Annotated in this window: 14 protein-coding genes; 10 read left to right on the plus strand and 4 right to left on the minus strand. The window is 60.8% G+C overall.

Annotated features, from left to right (window positions below; genetic code table 11):
- The first annotated feature begins 29 nt into the window (after nt 1-29).
- Together ACZZZ4_RS25785 and lpxH are read left to right on the plus strand one after the other, a co-directional pair.
- Complete coding sequence (locus ACZZZ4_RS25785) at nt 30-536, plus strand: peptidylprolyl isomerase (protein WP_076567676.1); 507 nt, start codon at nt 30-32, stop codon at nt 534-536.
- Nucleotides 533-1,285 carry a UDP-2,3-diacylglucosamine diphosphatase gene (gene lpxH / locus ACZZZ4_RS25790; protein WP_039763330.1) on the plus strand — a complete coding sequence of 251 codons (753 nt, stop codon included), beginning with the start codon at nt 533-535 and terminating at the stop codon, nt 1,283-1,285. Before ACZZZ4_RS25785 ends, lpxH begins: the two co-directional genes overlap by 4 nt.
- Before the next feature lie 120 nt (nt 1,286-1,405).
- Here the strand turns inward: lpxH and ACZZZ4_RS25795 are convergent, their stop codons facing one another.
- From ACZZZ4_RS25795 to ACZZZ4_RS25810, 4 genes are all read right to left on the minus strand, one after another.
- Nucleotides 1,406-2,935 (minus strand): DHA2 family efflux MFS transporter permease subunit, encoded by a 1,530-nt coding sequence (locus tag ACZZZ4_RS25795; RefSeq protein ID WP_039763332.1) that lies wholly within the window; start codon nt 2,933-2,935, stop codon nt 1,406-1,408.
- A 166-nt stretch (nt 2,936-3,101) separates the two neighbouring features.
- On the minus strand, nt 3,102-4,304 hold the full coding sequence (locus tag ACZZZ4_RS25800) for an HlyD family secretion protein (protein ID WP_463549129.1): 1,203 nt from the start codon (nt 4,302-4,304) through the stop codon (nt 3,102-3,104).
- A 15-nt stretch (nt 4,305-4,319) separates the two neighbouring features.
- Complete coding sequence (locus tag ACZZZ4_RS25805; protein ID WP_463549130.1) at nt 4,320-5,789, minus strand: efflux transporter outer membrane subunit; 1,470 nt, start codon at nt 5,787-5,789, stop codon at nt 4,320-4,322.
- Entirely contained in the window at nt 5,779-6,261 is a 483-nt protein-coding gene (locus ACZZZ4_RS25810) for a MarR family winged helix-turn-helix transcriptional regulator (RefSeq protein WP_415762065.1), read from the minus strand. Before ACZZZ4_RS25810 ends, ACZZZ4_RS25805 begins: the two co-directional genes overlap by 11 nt.
- Nucleotides 6,262-7,027: 766 nt before the next feature.
- Here ACZZZ4_RS25810 and ACZZZ4_RS25815 point away from each other — a divergent pair.
- The 8 genes from ACZZZ4_RS25815 (at nt 7,028) to ACZZZ4_RS25850 (ending at nt 20,050) form a co-directional block, all read left to right on the plus strand.
- Nucleotides 7,028-7,996: a fimbrial protein gene (locus ACZZZ4_RS25815; RefSeq protein WP_332769731.1), complete on the plus strand. Its 969-nt coding sequence runs from the start codon at nt 7,028-7,030 to the stop codon at nt 7,994-7,996.
- Nucleotides 7,997-8,051: 55 nt separating this feature from the next.
- Entirely contained in the window at nt 8,052-10,865 is a 2,814-nt protein-coding gene (locus ACZZZ4_RS25820) for an ATP-binding protein (protein WP_463549131.1), read from the plus strand.
- On the plus strand, nt 10,852-12,039 hold the full coding sequence (gene pvrR, locus ACZZZ4_RS25825; RefSeq protein WP_463549132.1) for a response regulator cyclic di-GMP phosphodiesterase PvrR: 1,188 nt from the start codon (nt 10,852-10,854) through the stop codon (nt 12,037-12,039). Before ACZZZ4_RS25820 ends, pvrR begins: the two co-directional genes overlap by 14 nt.
- Nucleotides 12,040-12,126: 87 nt before the next feature.
- Nucleotides 12,127-15,288: a hybrid sensor histidine kinase/response regulator gene (locus ACZZZ4_RS25830; RefSeq protein ID WP_463549133.1), complete on the plus strand. Its 3,162-nt coding sequence runs from the start codon at nt 12,127-12,129 to the stop codon at nt 15,286-15,288.
- Nucleotides 15,289-15,310: 22 nt separating this feature from the next.
- Nucleotides 15,311-15,958 carry a response regulator gene (locus ACZZZ4_RS25835; protein ID WP_463549134.1) on the plus strand — a complete coding sequence of 216 codons (648 nt, stop codon included), beginning with the start codon at nt 15,311-15,313 and terminating at the stop codon, nt 15,956-15,958.
- Between the two features lie 105 nt (nt 15,959-16,063).
- A complete protein-coding gene (locus ACZZZ4_RS25840) occupies nt 16,064-16,648 on the plus strand; it encodes a fimbrial protein (protein ID WP_129999570.1) in 585 nt (194 codons plus the stop codon).
- A gap of 74 nt (nt 16,649-16,722) precedes the next feature.
- The gene (locus tag ACZZZ4_RS25845) at nt 16,723-17,469 is read left to right on the plus strand and encodes a fimbrial biogenesis chaperone (protein ID WP_129999571.1); all 747 of its coding nucleotides are present in this window, start codon (nt 16,723-16,725) and stop codon (nt 17,467-17,469) included.
- 85 nt (nt 17,470-17,554) lie between these two features.
- Nucleotides 17,555-20,050, plus strand: coding sequence for a fimbria/pilus outer membrane usher protein (locus ACZZZ4_RS25850; protein ID WP_463549135.1), 2,496 nt, complete (start codon nt 17,555-17,557; stop codon nt 20,048-20,050).
- The last annotated feature ends 100 nt before the right edge of the window (nt 20,051-20,150 follow it).

Genomic DNA, 20,150 nt, shown 5'->3' on the forward strand with positions numbered 1-20,150 from the left:
CCACGAATTCCCTATGAAGAGTAATGACCATGACTCAAGTCAAACTGACCACCAACCATGGCGACATCGTCATCGAACTGAACGCTGAAAAGGCGCCGATCACTGTTGCCAACTTCATCGAATACGTCAACGCCGGTCACTACACCAACACCGTGTTCCACCGCGTCATCGGCAACTTCATGATCCAGGGCGGCGGTTTCGAGCCTGGCATGAAAGAAAAGAAAGACAAGCGTCCAAGCATCCAGAACGAAGCGGACAACGGTCTTTCCAACGACAAATACACCGTCGCCATGGCCCGCACCATGGAGCCGCATTCGGCTTCGGCACAGTTCTTCATCAACGTCGCCGACAACACCTTCCTCAACCACAGCGGCAAGAACGTGCAGGGTTGGGGCTACGCGGTATTCGGTAAAGTGACCGCCGGTACCGACGTTGTCGACAAGATCAAAGGCGTGTCGACCACTTCCAAGGCCGGCCACCAGGACGTACCCGCTGACGACGTGATCATCGAGAAAGCCGAGATCATCGCAGCGTGATATTGCTGATTTCAGACTTGCATCTGGAAGAGGAGCGCCCGGACATTACCCGGGCGTTTCTGGATTTGCTCGCCGGACGCGCCCGCTCGGCGAGTGCGTTGTACATCCTCGGCGACTTCTTCGAGGCGTGGATTGGCGACGACGCCATGACGCCCTTTCAGCGTTCCATCTGCCAGGCCCTGCGCGATTTGAGCGACAGCGGTACGGCCATCTTTCTAATGCACGGCAATCGCGACTTCATGCTCGGCAAGGCTTTCTGCAAACAGGCCGGCTGCACCTTGCTGAAGGATCCGAGTGTCGTGCAGTTCTATGGCGAGCCGGTGCTGCTGATGCACGGCGACAGCCTGTGCACCCGCGACGTTGGCTACATGAAGCTGCGCCGCTATCTGCGCAACCCGGTCACCCTGTTCATCCTCCGTCACCTGCCGCTGAGCAGCCGCCACAAACTGGCGCGCAAGCTTCGCAGCGAAAGCCGTGCGCAAACGCGGATGAAGGCCAATGACATCGTTGATGTCACCCCGGAAGAGATTCCGCGGGTGATGCAGGAATTCGCCGTGAAAACCCTGATCCACGGCCACACTCATCGCCCGGCGATTCACAAGTTGCAGCTGGGTGAGCAGGCGGCGAAGCGGATTGTGCTCGGGGATTGGGATCGCCAGGGTTGGGCGTTGCAGGTCGATGAGAGCGGGTATGCCTTGGCCCCGTTCGACTTCGCCCCGCCACCCGCCCTGCCCGCCCCGAGCGCCTAAGGATCACTGCTATCCCTGTGGGAGCGGGCTTGCCCGCGATGAGGCCATCACATTCAACATCTCTGTTGACTGAAAATCCGCCATCGCGGGCAAGCCCGCTCCCACAGGTTATGTGTTGCCTCAATGTCCGGACGCGGCTGGCCCGGCCTTCGCGGCAAACGGCGGCTTAGCCAGCCACACAATCAGAATCAACCCCATGAACCCCCAGCCCAGCAACGTGAAGTAATCCACGGTGGAGAGCATGTACGCCTGGCTGGTCAGAATCTGATCCATCTGCGCATACGCCGACTGACTCGCCCCACCCAACTGATTCAAGGTCTCGCGGGTGGCAGGCTCAAACGTGCTGATGCTTTCGCTCATATACGCATGATGCTGATCGGCCCGGCGAATCCAGATCCACGTGGTCAGCGAGGCCGCGAAGCTGCCGCCCAGTGTCCGCAGGAAAGTCGCCAGACCGGCGCCGTCGGCAATCTGGCTTGGCGGCAAGTCCGACATCAGAATGCTCAGGGTCGGCATGAAGAACAGCGCCACGCCGATGCCCATGAACAACTGCACCAGCGCGATGTGCTGGAAGTCGACCTCATTGGTGAACTCGGCACGCATGAAGCAGCTCAGGCCGATCGCCAGAAACGCAATGCCGGCGAGCAGTCGCAGATCGAACTTGTGCGCATACTTGCCGACAAATGGCGACAGCAGCACCGGCAGAATCCCGATCGGCGCCACGGCAAGTCCCGCCCAGGTCGCGGTGTAGCCCATTTGCGTCTGCAACCACTGCGGCAGGATCAGGTTGATGCCGAAGAAGCCGGCGTAACCCAAGACCAGCACCAGCGTGCCGATGCGGAAGTTGCGATAGGCAAACAGGCGCAGGTTGACCACCGGATGGCGGTCAGTCATTTCCCAGATCACGAATACCGCCAGCGCGACCACGGATATCGCGGCGCCGACAATGATGAAGTTCGATTCGAACCAGTCCAGGTCATTGCCCTTGTCGAGGATCACCTGCAACGCGCCGACACCGATGATCAACGTTATCAGACCGACGTAATCCATCGGCTGGCGACTGGTGACCACCGGCCGTTTCGCCAGTTGCGAACGGACCACCATCACCGCAAAAATGCCGATCGGCACGTTGATAAAGAAGATCCACGGCCAGCTGTAACTGTCGGTGATCCAGCCGCCGAGAATCGGCCCGGCGATGGGCGCGACCACCGTGACCATCGCCAGCAGCGCCAGGGCCATCCCGCGTTTCGCCGGCGGATAGACCGCGATCAGCAGGGTCTGCGTCATCGGATACAGCGGCCCGGCGACCAGACCTTGCAGCACACGAAAGCCGATCAGCTCAGGCATCGACGTCGAGATACCGCAGAGAAACGACGCCAGCACAAATAGCATCGTTGCCCACAGAAACAGCTTCACCTCGCCGAAGCGGCGGCTCAGCCAACCGGTCAGCGGCAGCGCAATCGCGTTGCTCACGGCGAACGAAGTGATCACCCAGGTGCCCTGCTCCGAACTCACCCCGAGGTTGCCGGAAATCGTCGGCAGCGCCACGTTGGCGATGGTCGTGTCGAGCACTTGCATGAACGTCGCCAGCGACAGGCCGATAGTGCTGAGCAACAGGCTGGGCGGCGTGAAAGAAGCGTTATTGCTCATGGTGGATCCTATGAAACCGGGTTGGCGCTGCGTACCGATGAACACCGCAACCCCTGTGGGAGCGAGCTTGCTCGCGAAGGCGGTGTAACAGACAAATCAACTGTGATTGACACTCCGCTTTCGCGAGCAAGCTCGCTCCCACAAGAGGAAGTGTCAAAATCTCGGATCAGCGCTGCGCGGTCTTGCCCGCAGCGGCGCTGTTGTCGTGAATCAACTGGGCAATCATCGCGTCCGCTTCGGCCAGTTGGCGGTCATACACATTGGTGCTGAACGAGGCCTTTTGTGGCGGTTGCTGGGCCAGCACCGGGCCGCTTTGGTCGTGCAGATTGACCTCGACATTGGTCGACAGACCGACACGCAGCGGGTGCCTGGCCAGCTCTTCGGCATTGATGTGGATACGCACCGGCACGCGCTGAACGATCTTGATCCAGTTACCGGTGGCGTTCTGCGCCGGCAGCAGAGCAAACGCGCTACCGGTACCGGCGCCGAGGCTGTCGACGGTGCCGCTGTATTTCACGTCGCTGCCGTAAATGTCGGCCTCGATATCCACTGGCTGACCGATGCGCATGTCACGCAGTTGGGTTTCCTTGAAGTTGGCGTCGATCCACAACTGATCCAGCGGAATCACCGCCATCAACGCGGTGCCCGGCTGCACACGCTGGCCGAGTTGCACGGTGCGCTTGGCGACGTAACCGGTGACCGGCGCGATCAAGGTGCTGCGCGCATTGGTCAGGTACGCCTGACGCAGATCGGCAGCCGCCGACATCACATCCGGATGCGACGAGACCACAGTGTCGTCGACCAGTGCGCTGGTGGTTTTCAGTTGCTGTCTGGCGTTGGCCAGAGCGTTCTGCGCCGAGGTCAGGTCGTCGCGGGCGTGGGACAGTTCTTCCTGGGAAATCGCCCCGCCCTGCGCGAGATTCTTGCGTCGGTTGTAGTTGTCTTGCGCCTTCTGCACCTCGGCCTGTTGCGCATTGACCTGGGCTTTCATGCCGTCGACGTTGCTATACAAACCGCGCACCTGACGCACGGTGCGCGCCAGTTTCGCTTTGGCACTTTGCAGGCCGACTTCGGCGTCGTTGGGATCGAAGTTGACCAGCACCTGGCCTTCGTGGACCAGATCACCGTCGTCGGCACCGATGCTGACCACGGTGCCGGTGACCAGCGGCGTGATCTCCACGACGTTGCCGTTGACGTAGGCATCGTCAGTGCTTTCATTAAAGCGCCCGATAAATTCGTGATAGGCCCACACGCCGGCTATGGCGAGCAGGACGACCACCGCGAGGGCCAGCAGCATCACCTTGCGTTTGCGCGGGTTGCCGGTGTCCGGGGTGTTGTCTTGAGCTTGGGTGTTTTCGGCAGTGGCCATGACAAATACCTTGAATTATGGGTGCGACGAGGCGGGGCTGGCGTTGGCTGCGTTCAGGTTTTCACCCTGAAAGCCGCCGCCCAGCGCTTGCATCAGTTGAATCGACAGGTCGATCTGCTCGGCATTGAGGGTCGCCAGCTGACGCTGGGCCTGGAGCAATTGCTGCTCGATGCTGAGCACGTCCAGGTAGTTGCCGATGCCGGAACCGTAACGCTGGACGACGGTGTTGTAAGAATCCTGAGCGATGTCGGTGGCGTGTTGCTGCGCACCGATCTGCCGGCCGATATCGCGCAGCTGATTGATGGTGTCGCCGACATCGCCGAGGGCTTTGACCAGACTCTTGTTGTACTGCGCCACCGCCAGATCGTAATCGGCGTCGCGGGCATCGAGGTTGGCGCGCAGGCGGCCGCCATCGAAGATCGGCACGGAAATGGTCGGGGCAATGTTGAAGAAGCGACTGGCCGAGCCGAACATCGCATCACCCAACAACGACTCGGCGCCGGCCGAAGCCGACAGGTTGAGGTTGGGATAGAAGCGGGTTTTCGCCGCATCGATGTCTTTGCTCGCCGCTTCGACGCGCCAGCGCGCCGCGACCAGATCCGGGCGGCGCCCGAGCAGTTCCGCCGGCAATACCGACGGCACTGCCACGGCGCTGGCCTGCAGGACTTTCGGTCGGGCGATCTCGTTGCCGCGATCCGGGCCTTTGCCGAGCAATACCGCCAAGGCGATTTTCGCGCTGTTCAAGCGTTTTTCCGCGTCGATCAGGCTGGCCTGAGAACTGGCCTCAAGACTCTGGGTTTGCTGGAACTGGTACTGGCTGTCGATCCCCGAACTCAAGCGGCGCTGGCTGAGATCAAGCATTTGCCGGGTGCGCTTGAGGTCTTCGCTGGCGAGGTCATAAACGATGTGCGCCTGACCGAGATCGCTGTAGGCGCGAGCGACGTCAGCGGCGAGTGTCAGCTGCGCGGCCTGACGGTCGACTTCAGCAGCACGGGCCTCGCCGAGTGCAGCTTCCCAGGCATCGCGCTGGCCGCCCCACAAGTCGAAGTTGTAATTGAAGCCGGCGCTGACATTGCGCACCGTCGCATAGGCACCGCCCTGCCCGCGCGGATCCTGGTCGCGTGCCAGACGCGAACGGCTGATGCCGGCGCTGGCGTCGAGGGTCGGATAACGCTCGGCATCGGCGGCATACGCTGCCGCACTGGCCTGGTGGGCGCGGGCTTCGGCGATCTGCATGTCCGGGCTGTCGTGCAGGGCTTCACGGATTAGGCCGTCGAGCTGCGGATCGCCGAGGCTGCTCCACCAATCGCTTTTCGGCCACGCCGCCGGTGACAGCGTGACGCCGTCGAGAGACTGCGCTGTCTGCAGTTGCGCCGCGTCGAGGCGCTGGCCTTCAGTGTCGAGGCCGCTGTAATTGGCGCAACCGGCGAGGATCATCGCCGACAGCAGCAGCGTCAGGCTGCTGCGCAAGGTCTTAGCGCTCATTGTGGTCACCTAAGCGCTGGAGGGTGATCGGGTCACCGGCAGCCAGCAGGATTTTCTTGAGGATGTATTCCAGGTTCTTCAACTCCTCGCGGGAGATCGCGCCGGCCAGCTCATTCATCGCATCGGCACCGATCTGCGGCAGGCGATCGGTCAGTTGCTGGCCCTGTTCGGTCAGTTTCAGTTGCACCTGCCGGCGGTCGTCTTCGCTGCGTTGGCGAATCAGAAAAGCCTTCTGCTCGAGACGATCGAGCATGCGCGTCATCGACCCGCTATCGAGCGACAGATGCCGGCACAGCTCGGCCGGGGTGTCGACGCCGAACTGGGCCATGATGATCAACACCTTGAACTGCGCGGCGGTGATGCCGTGGGGTTCCATGTGGGTATCGATGATCCGGTCCTTGAGCAGCGCGGCACGACCGAGCAACAAGCCTAGGTGGCAATGTTTGAATTCTTCCGGGGTGAAATGCTTCATGGTTCGACCTGATAACTGCCTAGGCAGTGAATGTATGTCGAGATGTTACTGCTTAGGCAGCGAATGTCAACGCAATAGTTAGGGGGCTTGGTAATTAGTTGACCAGTGGGCTGGGTTTTATTGCACGGGCGACCGCATTCGCGAGCAGGCTCGCTCCCACAGGGAACGCATTGGTGCAGCGAAAACACATGCAGTGTGGGAGCGGGCTTGCTCGCGAAGGCGTCGTCTCATTCACCATCGATGGTGCGGCTGACGGCCTCATCGCGAGCAGGCTCACTCCTACAGGAAACGCATTGGTTCAGGAAAAACACATGCAGTGTGGGAGCGGGCTTGCTCGCGAAGGCGCCCTTTCATTCACCATCGATGGTGCGGCTGACGGCCTCATCGCGAGCAGGCTCACTCCTACAGGGAACGCATTTGCGCAGGGAAAACACAGGCATTGTGGGAGCGGGCTTGCTCGCGAAGGCGTCGTCTCATTCACCACCAATGGTGCGGCTGATGGCCTCATCGCGAGCAGGCTCGCTCCCACAGGGCACGCATTTGCGCAGGGAAAACACAGGCATTGTGGGAGCGGGCTTGCTCGCGAAGGCGTCGTCTCATTACCACCAATGGTGCGGCTGATGGCCTCATCGCGAGCAGGCTCGCTCCCACAGGGCACGCATTGCAAGTGGGGAGCGTCTGCGTCTTCTAGGAATCGCCTGATATTCAGGCTTGAGTGCCGTGGCTAACGTACGCCGCTCATCCGCCGACACGAAAAGCCCTCTTCATGAAGCGTTTCCAAATCCAGCGCTCGCTCCTGTTCTGTACCGCAGTCACCCTGCTTGCCTGCGCTTCGAATGCCATGGCTGGCAGCTGCGTGGCAGTCGATTCGAAACTCGACACCCTCAACTTTGGCGCCAGCCTGGCCAGTTCGACTCTGAACATTGCTGCCGACACACCCAATGGCACCGTGGTTTATCAGGACACCGTGCAGTCGGTCGGGCACATCTGGAGCTGCTCGAAGACGTCCATGTTCGGCTTTCTGATGAATCCGAAACTGGGCACCGCCAGCGGTACGGAAACTCTTTTTCCGTTAGGCAAAAGCGGCTTGTCCTACCGCATCTGGTTCACTGCACTGGACCGCTACCAATCAGCGCCGCAGGCCATTGCACCCAACACCAGCTATGGTTTCGGTGCAAATTCGGTGCGCCTGGAAATCGTCAAGACCGGCGCGCTGGCACCGAAAGTCAACATCGATGCAGGGTATCTGGGCAGCCTGCAGGACGATGATCTGATCCTGAAAAAACTCAACCTGATGAACCCCATCGTACTGAACGCCGCCTCCTGCGAGACACCTTCCGTGCCGGTGGCGATGGGCGACGATTATCAACTTCATGAATTTCGCGAAGCCGGCGCCAAGCCGCGCACGGTGCGCTTCGATATTGCCCTGAACCAATGCCAGACCGGCATCAAGAAAGTCACCTATTCGCTCAAGGCCAACACACAGGTGATCGATGCGACCAAGGGCATAGTCGCACTGAATGCCGGCTCCACCGCCAAAGGCATCGGCCTGCAAGTGATGAATGAAGCGGGCCAGCCAATCGCTTTCGACACGATCTACCCGTTCGATGCTTTCACCACCACCGGGCTCAATTTCAAGATCCCGTTGTCAGCCGCGTATTACCGCCTGGGCAATGAAGAGCTCAGCGCCGGCAGCGCCAATACCGAAGTGACCTTCATCGTCAATTACTTGTGAAGTCTTTAAGAATCGTCTGATTTTCGTCCTGCCCGGGCACCCCTACTGTGCCGGCATGCGATTGAAGAACTACCTCCATCAGATCAGCCCGGTGCTGTCCACGCCTCACGCTGCGCGACGCTTGTTGCGCATTTTCGCGTGGGTATTGCTGGTGGGCATCCTCGGCGGCGTGTACAGCTTCCTGCTGTTCACCTTCAATAACGAGATTTCTCAGCGGCGCAGCTACATGAGCAGCGCCATTGCCGAGGCGCACACCTTTTTCACCACCCGCGAGGCGCTGCTGGAAAGCCTGAGTTTGTCGGCGACCCGGCAGACCGCGTTAAGCGCGCCGCTGTCTGAAGAGGAAATTCGCCTGTTGCTCGGACAGCCCTCGGGCAAGCAATGGAGTATCTGGCTGACCGAGCGCATGCGCGACTATCTGCAAGCACGCAAACTGAACCTGCTCTACGTCAGTAGCGGCGCCGAGGCGCAGGTCTGGCGCCTGTACAACACAACGCCGATGGCCGGCGACTTCCCCGGCGCGATGCTCGAGCGCCTGGAAACCCTCAAGCGTGACAACACTAGCGCCCTCAAGGAAATCTGGCTGACCCACAACGCGCAAGGGCACTCGCAGCTGTACATCTTTATTCGTCTGGATGATCGCGACCTCGATTCCGGCTGGCTCGGTTTGGAGATGGACGACCGTGAAGTCTCCAACGCATTGAGCGACCACAGCGCTGGCGAGTTCACCATGTTCAACTCGCAAGGCATGCCGCTCTTCAGCAACAGCCACAAGCCGCCGCCCGGGCAGGATCTGCCGCTGCTGCGCCAGCAGGATTTCTTCGGCTTCGTCGGCGACGGCTGGCTGCCCGAGCAATTGGTGTTGCGCAAACAGCTGAAATCGTCGGACTGGCAGTTGACCTACTCCATCGACTTGCTGGCCGTGCTGTGGGCATTGTGGCCACAGATGCTTGGCGCGCTGGTGTTCTGCGTGGCCAGTATCAGCCTGGTGTGGCTGTTGATTCGGCGCCTGGAGCATCGCTTCATCATGCCGACCCTGCAACGGATTCAAGCCTTGGTCGAAAGCGAGCTGTTCAGCCGCGACGTGATTCAGACCGCGCCAGTGGCGCTCTGCGTGTTACGCCGCAGCGACGCTCGAGTGGTGCTGGAAAACACGCTGGCGCAGCAATGGCTGGGCGCCTGCAGCGAACAACTCGGCCCCGGCTGGATCCGCGCAGCATTTGCAGAAAACGCGCCGTGCCTGACCGACTATTTCGAAACCGCCGACGGCCGCCACCTGTACCTGAGCTGCGCGCCGACCCGTTACAAGGGCGAGGACGTATTGCTTTGCGCTTTCAGCGACATCAGCGCGCGTCGCCAGATCGAAGCGGCGCTGGAGCAGGCGCGCCAGTCGGCCGATGCCGCCAACGAAGCGAAAACCCTGTTTCTGGCGACCATGAGCCACGAAATTCGCACGCCGCTGTATGGCGTGCTCGGCACTTTGGAGTTGCTCGCTCGCACCCGGCTCGACGCCCAGCAGAAAGGTTACTTGCGAGCGATCGAAGGCTCATCGGCGACCCTGCTGCAATTGATCTGCGACGTGCTCGATGTGTCGAAAATCGAGGCCGGGCAACTGGCGCTGGAACTCAGTGATTTTTCCGTCGTAGCGCTCGCGCAAGAAGCCGTTCAGGGCTACGCGGCAGCGGCACAGAGCAAGGGCTTGCAGCTGTACGCCTGCTTTGACCCGCAACTGCCCGACAGCTTGATCGGCGATGTCAGTCGTCTACGGCAGATTCTTAATAACCTGTTGAGCAACGCGGTCAAATTCACCGATTCCGGGCGCGTGGTATTGCGAGTCAAAGTGCTGACACGCGAAGGCGAACGCGTTTGCCTGCAATGGCAGGTCTCGGACACCGGGCGCGGGATCGCCCACGCGGATCAAGCCTGTATCTTCGAACCGTTCTACCAGACCCAAGGCAACAGCCATGAGGTGCCGGGCACCGGCCTGGGCCTGCCGATTTGCCTGCGCCTGACCCATCTGATGAATGGCACCCTGCGCATGGTCAGCGAGCCGGGGCTGGGCAGCAGTTTTTCCCTGACCTTGCCGCTGGAACAGCGCTCGGGTAATGCGCAGCCTGAAGGCAAGCCGAAGCTCGCGGCCGATACCGTTTACGTGGTGTCGCCGGTGCGCGAGCTGGCCGAGAGCCTCGCTGGCTGGCTGCGTCGCTGGGGCGCTCTGCCGCATATCGGCGCACCGGCCAGCCACGACGGTGGCGACGATGGCGTGTTGCTTGAGTTGTGGCCTGCGCCGATGGAACAACGCAGCGAACTGCACTGGTCAGGGCCGCGGATTCTGGCGAGCGGCGATGGCGCGTGGGAGTCGCTGAGCAAAGGCGACGGCTGGCTCGTCAACCTGAACGATCTGGCCGCGATCCGCCAGGCCGTGTGTCAGGCGCAGGGCGGCACCGTCATCGACCATCAGTGCCCCGCGCGACCCCAGGCGCTGGCGCCGTTACACCTGCACATCCTCGTTGCCGAAGACAATGCGATCAACCAACTGATCCTGCGCGACCAATTGCAGGAACTGGGCTGCACCGTGGCGCTCGCCAGCGATGGTGAAGAAGCCCTGTCGCTGTGGCAGGACGACAGCTTCGATGTCGTGCTGACTGACGTGAACATGCCGCGCCTCAACGGTTATGAGCTGGCCAAGGCCTTGCGGCGCCTGGGCTGCACCACGCCGATCATCGGCGCCACCGCCAACGCCCTGCGCGGCGAAGAGGCGTTGTGCCTGGCCGCCGGGATGAATCATTGCCTGATCAAACCTTTCACGTTGCGAGCCTTGTCGACCTTACTGGCTCCCTACCAACGAGTCGCCGATGAAGTCCTCTAGCCTGCTGATAGTCGAAGATCACCCGTTCCAGCATCTGTACTTGCAGAACCTGTTCAACGAACTGGGTGTGTTCGATCTGGAATTTGCCCGGGACGGCGAAGAAGCCTTGTGCCGTCTGAAGAACCGCGAGTTCGATCTGGTGCTCACCGATCTGCTGATGCCGGGCATGGACGGCGTGCAGTTCATTCAGGGCCTCGCCACGCAGAAATCGCGCCCGGCCCTGGCGATCATGAGCGCCGCCTCGCGGCGCATGCTGATGGGCGCGAGCCTGGTGGCGAGCAACCTGCAAGTGAAAGTCATCGGGCTGATTTCCAAACCGGTCAACAGCGCGGCATTGCGCTGCCTGATCGAACAGTTGCGGGCATTGCGTCAGGATGCGCCTGTTGCCATGCATGCCGGTATCGATCGGAAAAGTCTTTTGCGTGCACTGGGCAACGCTGAGCTGCAAGCATGGTTTCAACCCAAAAAGGCACTGGACAATGGCCGCATCGTCGCCGCCGAAGCACTGGTGCGCTGGGTTCACCCCGACCATGGCACGCTGTTGCCGGGGCTGTTTCTACCGGCGCTGATCGCCCACGACCTTGAAGAGCATCTGCTCTGGCGCATGCTCGAACAGTCCATCAACGCCCAAGCCATATGGCGCCAGCAAGGCTATGACATTCCGGTGTCGATCAACCTGCCCACGCACTTGCTCAACAGCCACGACCTGCCCGATCGCATCCTCGCGTTTGTCCTGCAACACGACGGGTTGCCAGCGCGGATCTGTTTCGAGCTGATGGAGTGCTCGGTGCCCGATGACATCAGCAATTTCTACGCCGGGGCCTGCCGCTTGCGGATCAAGGGCTTCGGCTTGTCCCAGGATGATTTCGGCAAAGGCTACAGCTCTTACATGAACCTGGTGTCGGCGCCTTTTACCGAACTGAAAATCGACCGCGCACTGGTTCAGGGTTGCAACAGCAACGCCGAACTGGCGCAAGCGCTGACCAGTATTGTCACGCTGGGTCGACAACTGGGCCTGACGGTAGTGGCCGAAGGCGTGGAAACCGCGCAAGAACTTGCTCTGTTGCGTAAGATCGACTGCACTCAGGTTCAGGGTTTCCTGATTTCCCACGCGGTGTCTTCGGAGCAGTTCCAGCAGTTGCTCAGCCACGACGGCCCGGCAAATGTCTGGTGACCCGCACAACGCAGTGGACGATCACCACTTGCCATCGAGGCCATCCATGTTCACTCGCGTAATCACTTTCACTGACCGGGCGTGTTGATGCCGCATCCCAATGCCTTGCTGGAAAAACTCGCCAGCAGCTCGCTGCGCCTGAACAAGGGTTTGCTGATCCTCGGCGCGCTGGTTTTGCTGTTGCTGGGCATCAGCTATCTCGGCGTCCAGCGCATGGTCGAGGAACAGCGCGATACGATGCAGTTCCACTTCGCCCGGCTGATGGAAAACATTCGCGAGCAGGAAGCGTTTCTCGGCGATATCTCACGGGCCAGCGACAAGGGCGAGTACTTTCCGGAAACCGTGGCGCCGCCGGTGATGCAAAAGCGTTTGCCCGAGGAAGGGCCGAACATCTATGAGGGCCGTGGCCTGCCGTTCTCGCTGCCGTTCAGCGTCAAGATCGATCCCGAGCGAATCGCCCCCAGCCAATACCCCAAAGTGTTTGCCCTCGGCAGCTATCTGGCGGCGTATTACAGCGCTTTCTGGGCGGCCTCGCATTACCAGTCGCCGCAGGTGATCCTGCTCAATGGGCCGGACAATTTCGATATCGCCGTGCCCGCTGCCGGCCGCTTGCGCGGTGCCGGGCAGACGCAGATCAGCACCTTCGTCGAGATCATGACCCAAAAGAATCTGCAACGGCGCGCGCAGACTTCGGCGCAAGTGCACTGGGTGCCCTACCCGTTCGCTGCGGTCGACAACGTTACCCCGAGCCTGCTCGCTTATGTGCGGATCAACCTGAGCAAACCGACGCTGGCCATCGAAGGGGCGAATTCCTGGATAGTGCTCGGTTCGCTGCTGAAGCTGTCACAGGTCAACAACATCGAGCGTTTGATGGAGTGGTCGATCTATGACGACTTCACCCTGATCACGCCCAGCGGCACGGTGTTGATCGGCGAGCTCAAGCCTGATCAGGTGCTCGATGAAGGCGCGAACCTGACCCGCGACGGTCTGGTGTTCAAGCTGAGCAGCCCCGGCGAACAGCACTGGACGGCGATCTATGTGATCAGTGTGCAGAGCTTTCTCGATTACGCGCTATGGCCATTGCTGTGCCTGTTGGGCCTGGTTCTGGCACTGCTCGCCTGCGGCCGCGCGCTGAATCGCTGGTACGCGCAACGGGTAATTCTGCCCGCCCGGATTGCCCACGCCAGCATCGCCGAAAGTGAAGCGTTCAGCCGTGCGCTCATCGATACCGCACCCACCGGTCTATGCGTGATCAGCCGTCGTGATCATCAGGTCTTGCTGGAAAACCAGCGCGCCCAGCAATGGCACGACACCGAGGAATTGATCAGCCTGCTCGAACAACAAGGCACGACTGGCCATGGCCACGCGGAACTTGAGATCGACCATCGGCATTTGCACCTGGCCTTCATCGCCACCCGCTATCAGGGCCAGGACGCGTGGCTGTGTGCGCTGCACGATGTCACCCGCCATGTCGAAGATGCAGCGGCACTGGAAATCGCCCGTCAGGCCGCCGATTCGGCCAATCAGGCCAAGAGCCGCTTTCTGGCGACCATGAGCCATGAAATCCGCACGCCGTTGTATGGCGTACTCGGCACCCTGGAACTGCTCGGCCTGACCGATCTCGCGCCGCGTCAGCAGGCCTATCTTGAAACCATTCAGCGCTCGTCGGCCAGCCTGTTCAAACTGATCAGCGACGTGCTGGATGTGTCGAAGATCGAGGCCGGGCAGATGAACCTCGAGCGCCGGCCGTTCTGCCCGCTGGAGCTGACCGAAGATGTGGTGCGCAGCTACGGCGCGTTTGCCCGTGGCAAAGGCTTGCAATTGTATGCCTGCATCGATGCGACGTTGCCGGACCAACTGTTTGGCGATGCGCAGCGCATCCGCCAGATCCTCAATAATCTGCTGAGCAACGCGATCAAGTTCACCGATAACGGCCGTGTGGTCGTACGCGTTCAGGTGCTGCAAAACGCTGATGACCGCGCCGAGGTGCAGTGGCAGGTCAGCGATTCCGGCGCGGGCATTTCCCAGGCGCAGCAAGAGCAATTGTTCGACCCTTTCTATCAGGTCAACGAGGCCGACAGTCATGCTGGGGCGGGTCTCGGTCTGGCCATTTGCAAGTGGCTGTGCGAGTTGATGCATGGCGACCTCAACGTGGTCAGCGAACCTGGGCTCGGTAGCCGCTTCAACTTGCAATTGGCGCTGGATCGCGCGCCGGGCAGCCTCGCCGATTGCCCATCGTTCGAGGCCGGCAGTGCCGCCGTTTATGTGCGCGCCCCGGTCGCCGAACTGGCGCAGCATCTGCTCGGCTGGCTGCACCGCTTCGGTCTGGATTGCCGTCTGGTGACGCATGAGTTGCCGCCGTCCTCGGCGCTGCTGGTGGACCTTGCGCCGCTGGCCAACGCCACGGTTTTCGATGGCCCGCAAATCGCCGCAATACCGGGCGGCCCCAACCCGGCGCAAATCATCGGCAGCGACTGGAAGGTCGATGCCGACGATGTCCGCGCGATTGGCTGGGCGATTGCGCTGGCCCGACACGACGCCCATCAGCGCCGCGCTCCCTCGCCTCTGGAAAAGACCCGAGCGCTGAATCTGCGCGTGCTGGTGGCCGAGGACAACATGATCAACGCAGCGGTCATCAAGGAACAACTGGAGGCGCTGGGCTGCTCGGTGATCGTCGCCGCCAATGGCGAACAGGCCCTGGCGCAATGGGCACCGGGGCGCTTCGATCTGCTGCTGACCGACGTCAACATGCCGGTCATGAACGGCTACCAATTGACTTCAGCGCTGCGCGAACAGGGTGCGATGCTGCCAATCATCGGCGTCACCGCCAACGCCCTGCGCGAAGAAGGCGAACGCTGCGCCGCCGTGGGCATGAATGCGTGGCTGGTCAAACCGCTGAACCTGGCGACACTGCGCGCGCATTTGCAAAACCACTGCCAGACCGTCATCGCGCCGCTCGCAGACCCCTTGCCGACGTTGTCGCCGAAGATGCGCGAGTTGTTTGTCTCGACGCTGCGCAAAGACATTCAAACCACGCTCGGCGCGCTGGATGCAGCCGACGCCAACCGTGTCGCGCAGCAATTGCACAGCATGGCCGGGGCGCTGGGCGCGGTGCAGGTCGAGGCGCTGGCCAACGCGTTCGTTGAACTCGAATGCCGCCTGACCGGCATGGCCATGACCCCGCCGCTGGCCGTGGAAGTGCGCCACCAACTGGCGCGGCTGACTGACCTGCTCGACGCCCTTGAATAATTTCACTCTGGATAAAGCACTCATGGAAACCTTCAACGTTGTCATCGCCGATGATCATCCCATCGTTTTGCTGGGGGTGCGGGAACTGGTCGAGCGCGACCGGCGCTTCAGCGTGGTCGGCGAAGCGGTGTGTTCCGATGGTTTGATCGAGCTGCTGAAATCACAACCGGTAGACCTGTTGATCACCGATTTCAACATGCCCGGTGACTCGCCCTACGGTGACGGCCTGAAACTGGTGGAGTACGTGACCCGCCACTTTCCCGCAGTGCGCGTGCTGGTGCTGACCATGATTTCCAATCCTTTGATCCTCACCCGCCTGCAAGAGCTCGGCGTACTCGCAGTCATCCAGAAAAGCCAGTTGCACATTGAAATAGAAGTGGCGCTCAAAGCCATCGCCAAGGGCAAACGGGTACGCGGCCATCAACCGACGCCGACTTCGGTACTGGACGATGGCGCCGATCTCGATGAACGCTTTTCCCGACTGTCGCCCAAGGAACATGAAATCCTGCGTTTGTTTGTTCAGGGGCAAGGCGTCAATGAAATTGCCCGAGGTCTGAATCGAAGTGCAAAAACCATCAGCACCCAGAAGATTTCGGCCATGCGCAAACTGGATGTCAGCAGTGATCAGGAGTTGCTGGCATATTGCATCGAGCGCAACTTGTTCAATTGACTGACCGTTACCCCTTGCAACCTGGCGGCTTCTAGGGATCGTCTGATGTTGCAGGACCCGAGCGGATTTTATCGTGTTGTCTTTACCCACCAATGGAAAAGCAACATGAAAAAGCTGTCTCGCACGCTTCTCGCCCTGTCGATTTTCGCTGCCGGTAATGTTCTCGCGGCCGATCCGGTTGTGCCTACCAAGGCTGGCAGCGGCACCATCAACTTCACCGGCAATATCAACAACGATGCCTGCTCGATCGAAGGCGCCGGCAAGGAAAAAACCATTTCGGTAAACATGGGTGAAGTGTCGATCAAGGACATGGGCACCGCTACCGCGCCGAAAGGCAACGGCACCCTGAGCGTCGAGAACTTCGACATGAAGATCAACTGCAACGCCGGCACCAAGGTTGCCATGATTTTTGAACCAACCAAGGGCGGGTCGGGCATTGAAGCGGGTACCAAAGTCCTGAAACTGATCGAAGGTTTAGGTGCTGCCAAAGGTATCGGTATCGCATTGCTGGATGCCAACGGCGAGGTAATCGATTTGACCTCCCCGACCACCGCACGCATCGAAAACACCCTGCAGGACAGCAACACCACGCTGAAATTCTCGGCAGCCTACGTGACCACTGTCGATCCGAAACTGGCCGTTGCCGGCCGTGGCGACGCGACCCTGCCGTTCACCCTGCAATACGAATAAACCGCGAGCTTCATCGAGCACTGTGCGGGGCCGGACGGTCCCGCACTTTCTTTCACTCTGCGCGGTAATCGTTCATGTTCATACGTCCTTCCCTGTTCCTTTGCGTCGGCCTTCTGAGCCTGTTCGCCGTCAATCAGGCCATGGCCGGCATTTCCCTGAGCAGCACCCGGCTGATATTCGACGGCAAGCACAAAGAAGCTGGCATCACCGTGCGTAACAGCGGTGCCGACGTGTTGATTCAGTCGTGGGTCGATACCGACAGCGACGAGGCCTCTGTGCCCTTCGCCGTCACTCCGCCGCTGGTGCGCGTCAGCGACGGCGAGCAGCAGATTCTGCGGGTCATCTACGAAGGCACCGGCATGCCCAAAGACCGCGAGTCAGTGGTGTGGCTGAACGTGCAAGAGATCCCGCAGTCAGCGAAGACCGCGAACACTCTGCAACTGGCGGTGCGCCAACGGATCAAGCTGTTCTTCCGCCCTGCCGGGCTGAAAAACAATGCCTATCAGGCACCGGCCGAAGTGACCTGGCGACTGACCGAGCGCGCCGGCAAGAGCGTGCTGGTAGTAAAAAATCCCGGCCTGTACCACGTGTCGATTGCCGACATCACCCTGCAATCCGGCACTACCAGCGAGCATCCATTCGACTCGATGATGATCGCCCCCGGTGAAGAAAAAGAGTTCGCTCTCAAACATCGTCACGCGGCCAGCTCCCTGCGCCTGTCATTCAGCAGCATCAACGACTATGGCGCCCGCGATCGTTATGTCGCGCAACTTTCCAGCAGCGCCGAAGTGAGCGCCAGCCCGGATAAAGAATCGCCATAACTCGCGTGCCGCTTTTACAGCCGCACTTTCACTGTATTTCTCTTCGCTCCGTTAGTTCGTATCGGAGGTGATATAGGGTTCCTGCATGTTTTTACTCAAGCGCGATGGCCTGGCGCCGTTTTCGGTCGCTCTGGTCTTCAGCACAACCTGTCTGGCTGACGCCGAAGAACAATTCAATACCTCGTTTCTGCAAGGCGCGACGTCCGCCATCGACCTGCAATCGCTGCTCGCCGGCAGCCGCGTTCTGCCCGGCACTTATCGGGTCGATCTGTATGGCAACGATATGCTGGTGGGCCGGCGCGATATCGACTTTCGCCGTCTCCCCGACAGTCACAAGGTCGAAGCCTGTCTGACCCTGGACATGCTCAAGCAACTGGGCGTGGATATTGGCAAGTTGCAGGCCAGCGGCAAGCTCGACGTCGCCGATGCGGATGCCTGCCTCGACCTGCCCGCGCTGATCGACCACGCCACCGTGCGCTACGACGTGCCGCGCCTGCGCTTGCTGGTCAGCGTGCCGCAGAGCGCGATGGAGCGCGGCCGCCGTGGTTATGTCGACCCCGCGCTGTGGGACGAAGGTGTACCGGCGGCGTTCATCAATTATCAGGTGAGCAGCAACCGCAACAGCAGCGACGCCAATACTACGATTGCCAATAACGTCGGCCTGCGCAACGGCATCAACCTCGGCGGCTGGCGCTTGCGCAACGAGTCCAACTTCAACAGCAGCACCGGCCGGCCCAGCACGTTCAAGAGTAACCGCAGTTATCTGCAACATGACGTCACCGCGTTGAAAGGCCAGTTCAGTGCCGGCGACATTTTCTCCGACGCCGACCTGTTCGACAGCGTGCGCTATCGCGGCCTGAAACTGGCCTCCGACGATGGCATGCGCGCCGACAGCGAGCGCGGCTATGCGCCGGTGATTCGCGGCATCGCGCGATCGAGTGCCACCGTCGAGATTCGCCAGAACAACTACATTCTGTACACGGCCAACGTGCCGCCCGGGCCGTTCGAGATCAGCGATATCTACCCCAGCGGCTCCAATGGCGATCTGGAGATCACCGTGATCGAAGCCGATGGCCGGCGCCGGGTGACGGTGCAGGCGTTTTCCAGCCTGCCGATCATGGTGCGCGAAGGGCAACTGAAATACAGCGTCTCGGCGGGCCGCTACAACAGCAACAGCGATGACCAGCAGACGCCGGAGTTTGTCAGCAGCACCGTGGCTTATGGCGTCAGCAGTAACCTGTCGGCAATTGTCGGTACCCAGGCCACCGAGAATTTCCAGGCACTGTCGATCGGCGCCGGGCGCAATACGGCGATCGGCGCAATCTCGCTCGACCTGACCCACTCCAACAGCCGCACCTTTGGCCGCACCGTCAAGGGCAACAGCTTGCGCGCGTTGTACGCCAAGACCTTCACTGGGACTGACACCAACTTCACCCTCGCCGCCTATCGCTATTCGACCGAGGGCTATCGCACCTTGAGCGAACACGTCGAGGAGCTGAGCCGCGAGGGCGAGCAGCGCACCGGTAACTCAAAAACCCGCACCGATCTGACCGTCAACCAGAGCCTGGGGCGCAATCAGCAGTTCGGCAGCATCTACCTTAACGCCAGTGATCAGCGTTATTGGGGGCGCGGCGGTTCGCAGAGCCTGTCAGCCGGCTACAGCAACTATTGGGGTGATGTCAGCTACAACCTCAGTGCCACTTACACCAAGGATGTCGGCAACTACGGCCCGGCGAACAACGACACGCTGTTCAACCTCTCAGTGTCGTTTCCGCTGGGCTCCAAGCCCCGCGCGCCGCGAGCGTTCGTTTCGGCCAGCACGCAGAAAGACGACAGCAGCACCCGGGTCGGCATCAATGGCTATCTGTCCGAAGACAGCGACACCTATTACTCGGTACAGGGCGGCAACAGTCGCATTGGCGGCAGTACGGGTTCGGCCAACCTCAGCACGCGAACCTCATTGATGGACATCAGTGCCGGTTACAGCCAGGGCCGTGGCTATAACTCACAGAATCTCAATGTCGCTGGTTCGATCGTCGGCCATGCTGGTGGCATCAACCTCGGGCAGACCGTTGGGGAGACGTTCGCGCTGGCCCAGGTCGAGGGTGTTGAAGGCGTGAAGATCGCCAGCTTTTCCGGGGCGAAAACCGCTGGCAATGGGTATGCGGTGGTCTCCAACGCACAACCGTATCGGGTCAACTGGATCAGCCTCGACACCCGCGATCTGGGCGGCGATTTCGAAATTGAAAACGCTACCCAGCAAGTGGTGCCGCGCCGTGGTGCGGTGGTGCTGGCGCGCTATGCGAGCAAGACCGGGCGCCGGGTGCAGTTTTCCCTGTTCGACGCACAGCACCAGCCGATTCCGTTCGGCGCCGCGCTGGAAGACGCCGCCGGCAAGCAACTGGCAATCTCCGACCCGAGCGGCAAGGCCCTGGCCCTGGTCGAGGACGACGCCGGCACTTTGACCATCAAGTGGCAAGGCCAGCGCTGTGAAGCGCCGTATGCACTGCCCGAGCGTGACAAGGCGCTGAACTACGAACGCGCCTCACTGGTGTGCCGCCCGGCGCAAATGCAGGAATGAGCTTGGGCGTCAGTCGCATCATCGATGTTGTCTGAAATGACGCCATCGCTGGCAAGCCAGCTCCCACAGGTTCTGAGGCGTACATGGATAGTGTGCACGA

This window comes from Pseudomonas sp. AC252 (assembly GCF_979258105.1).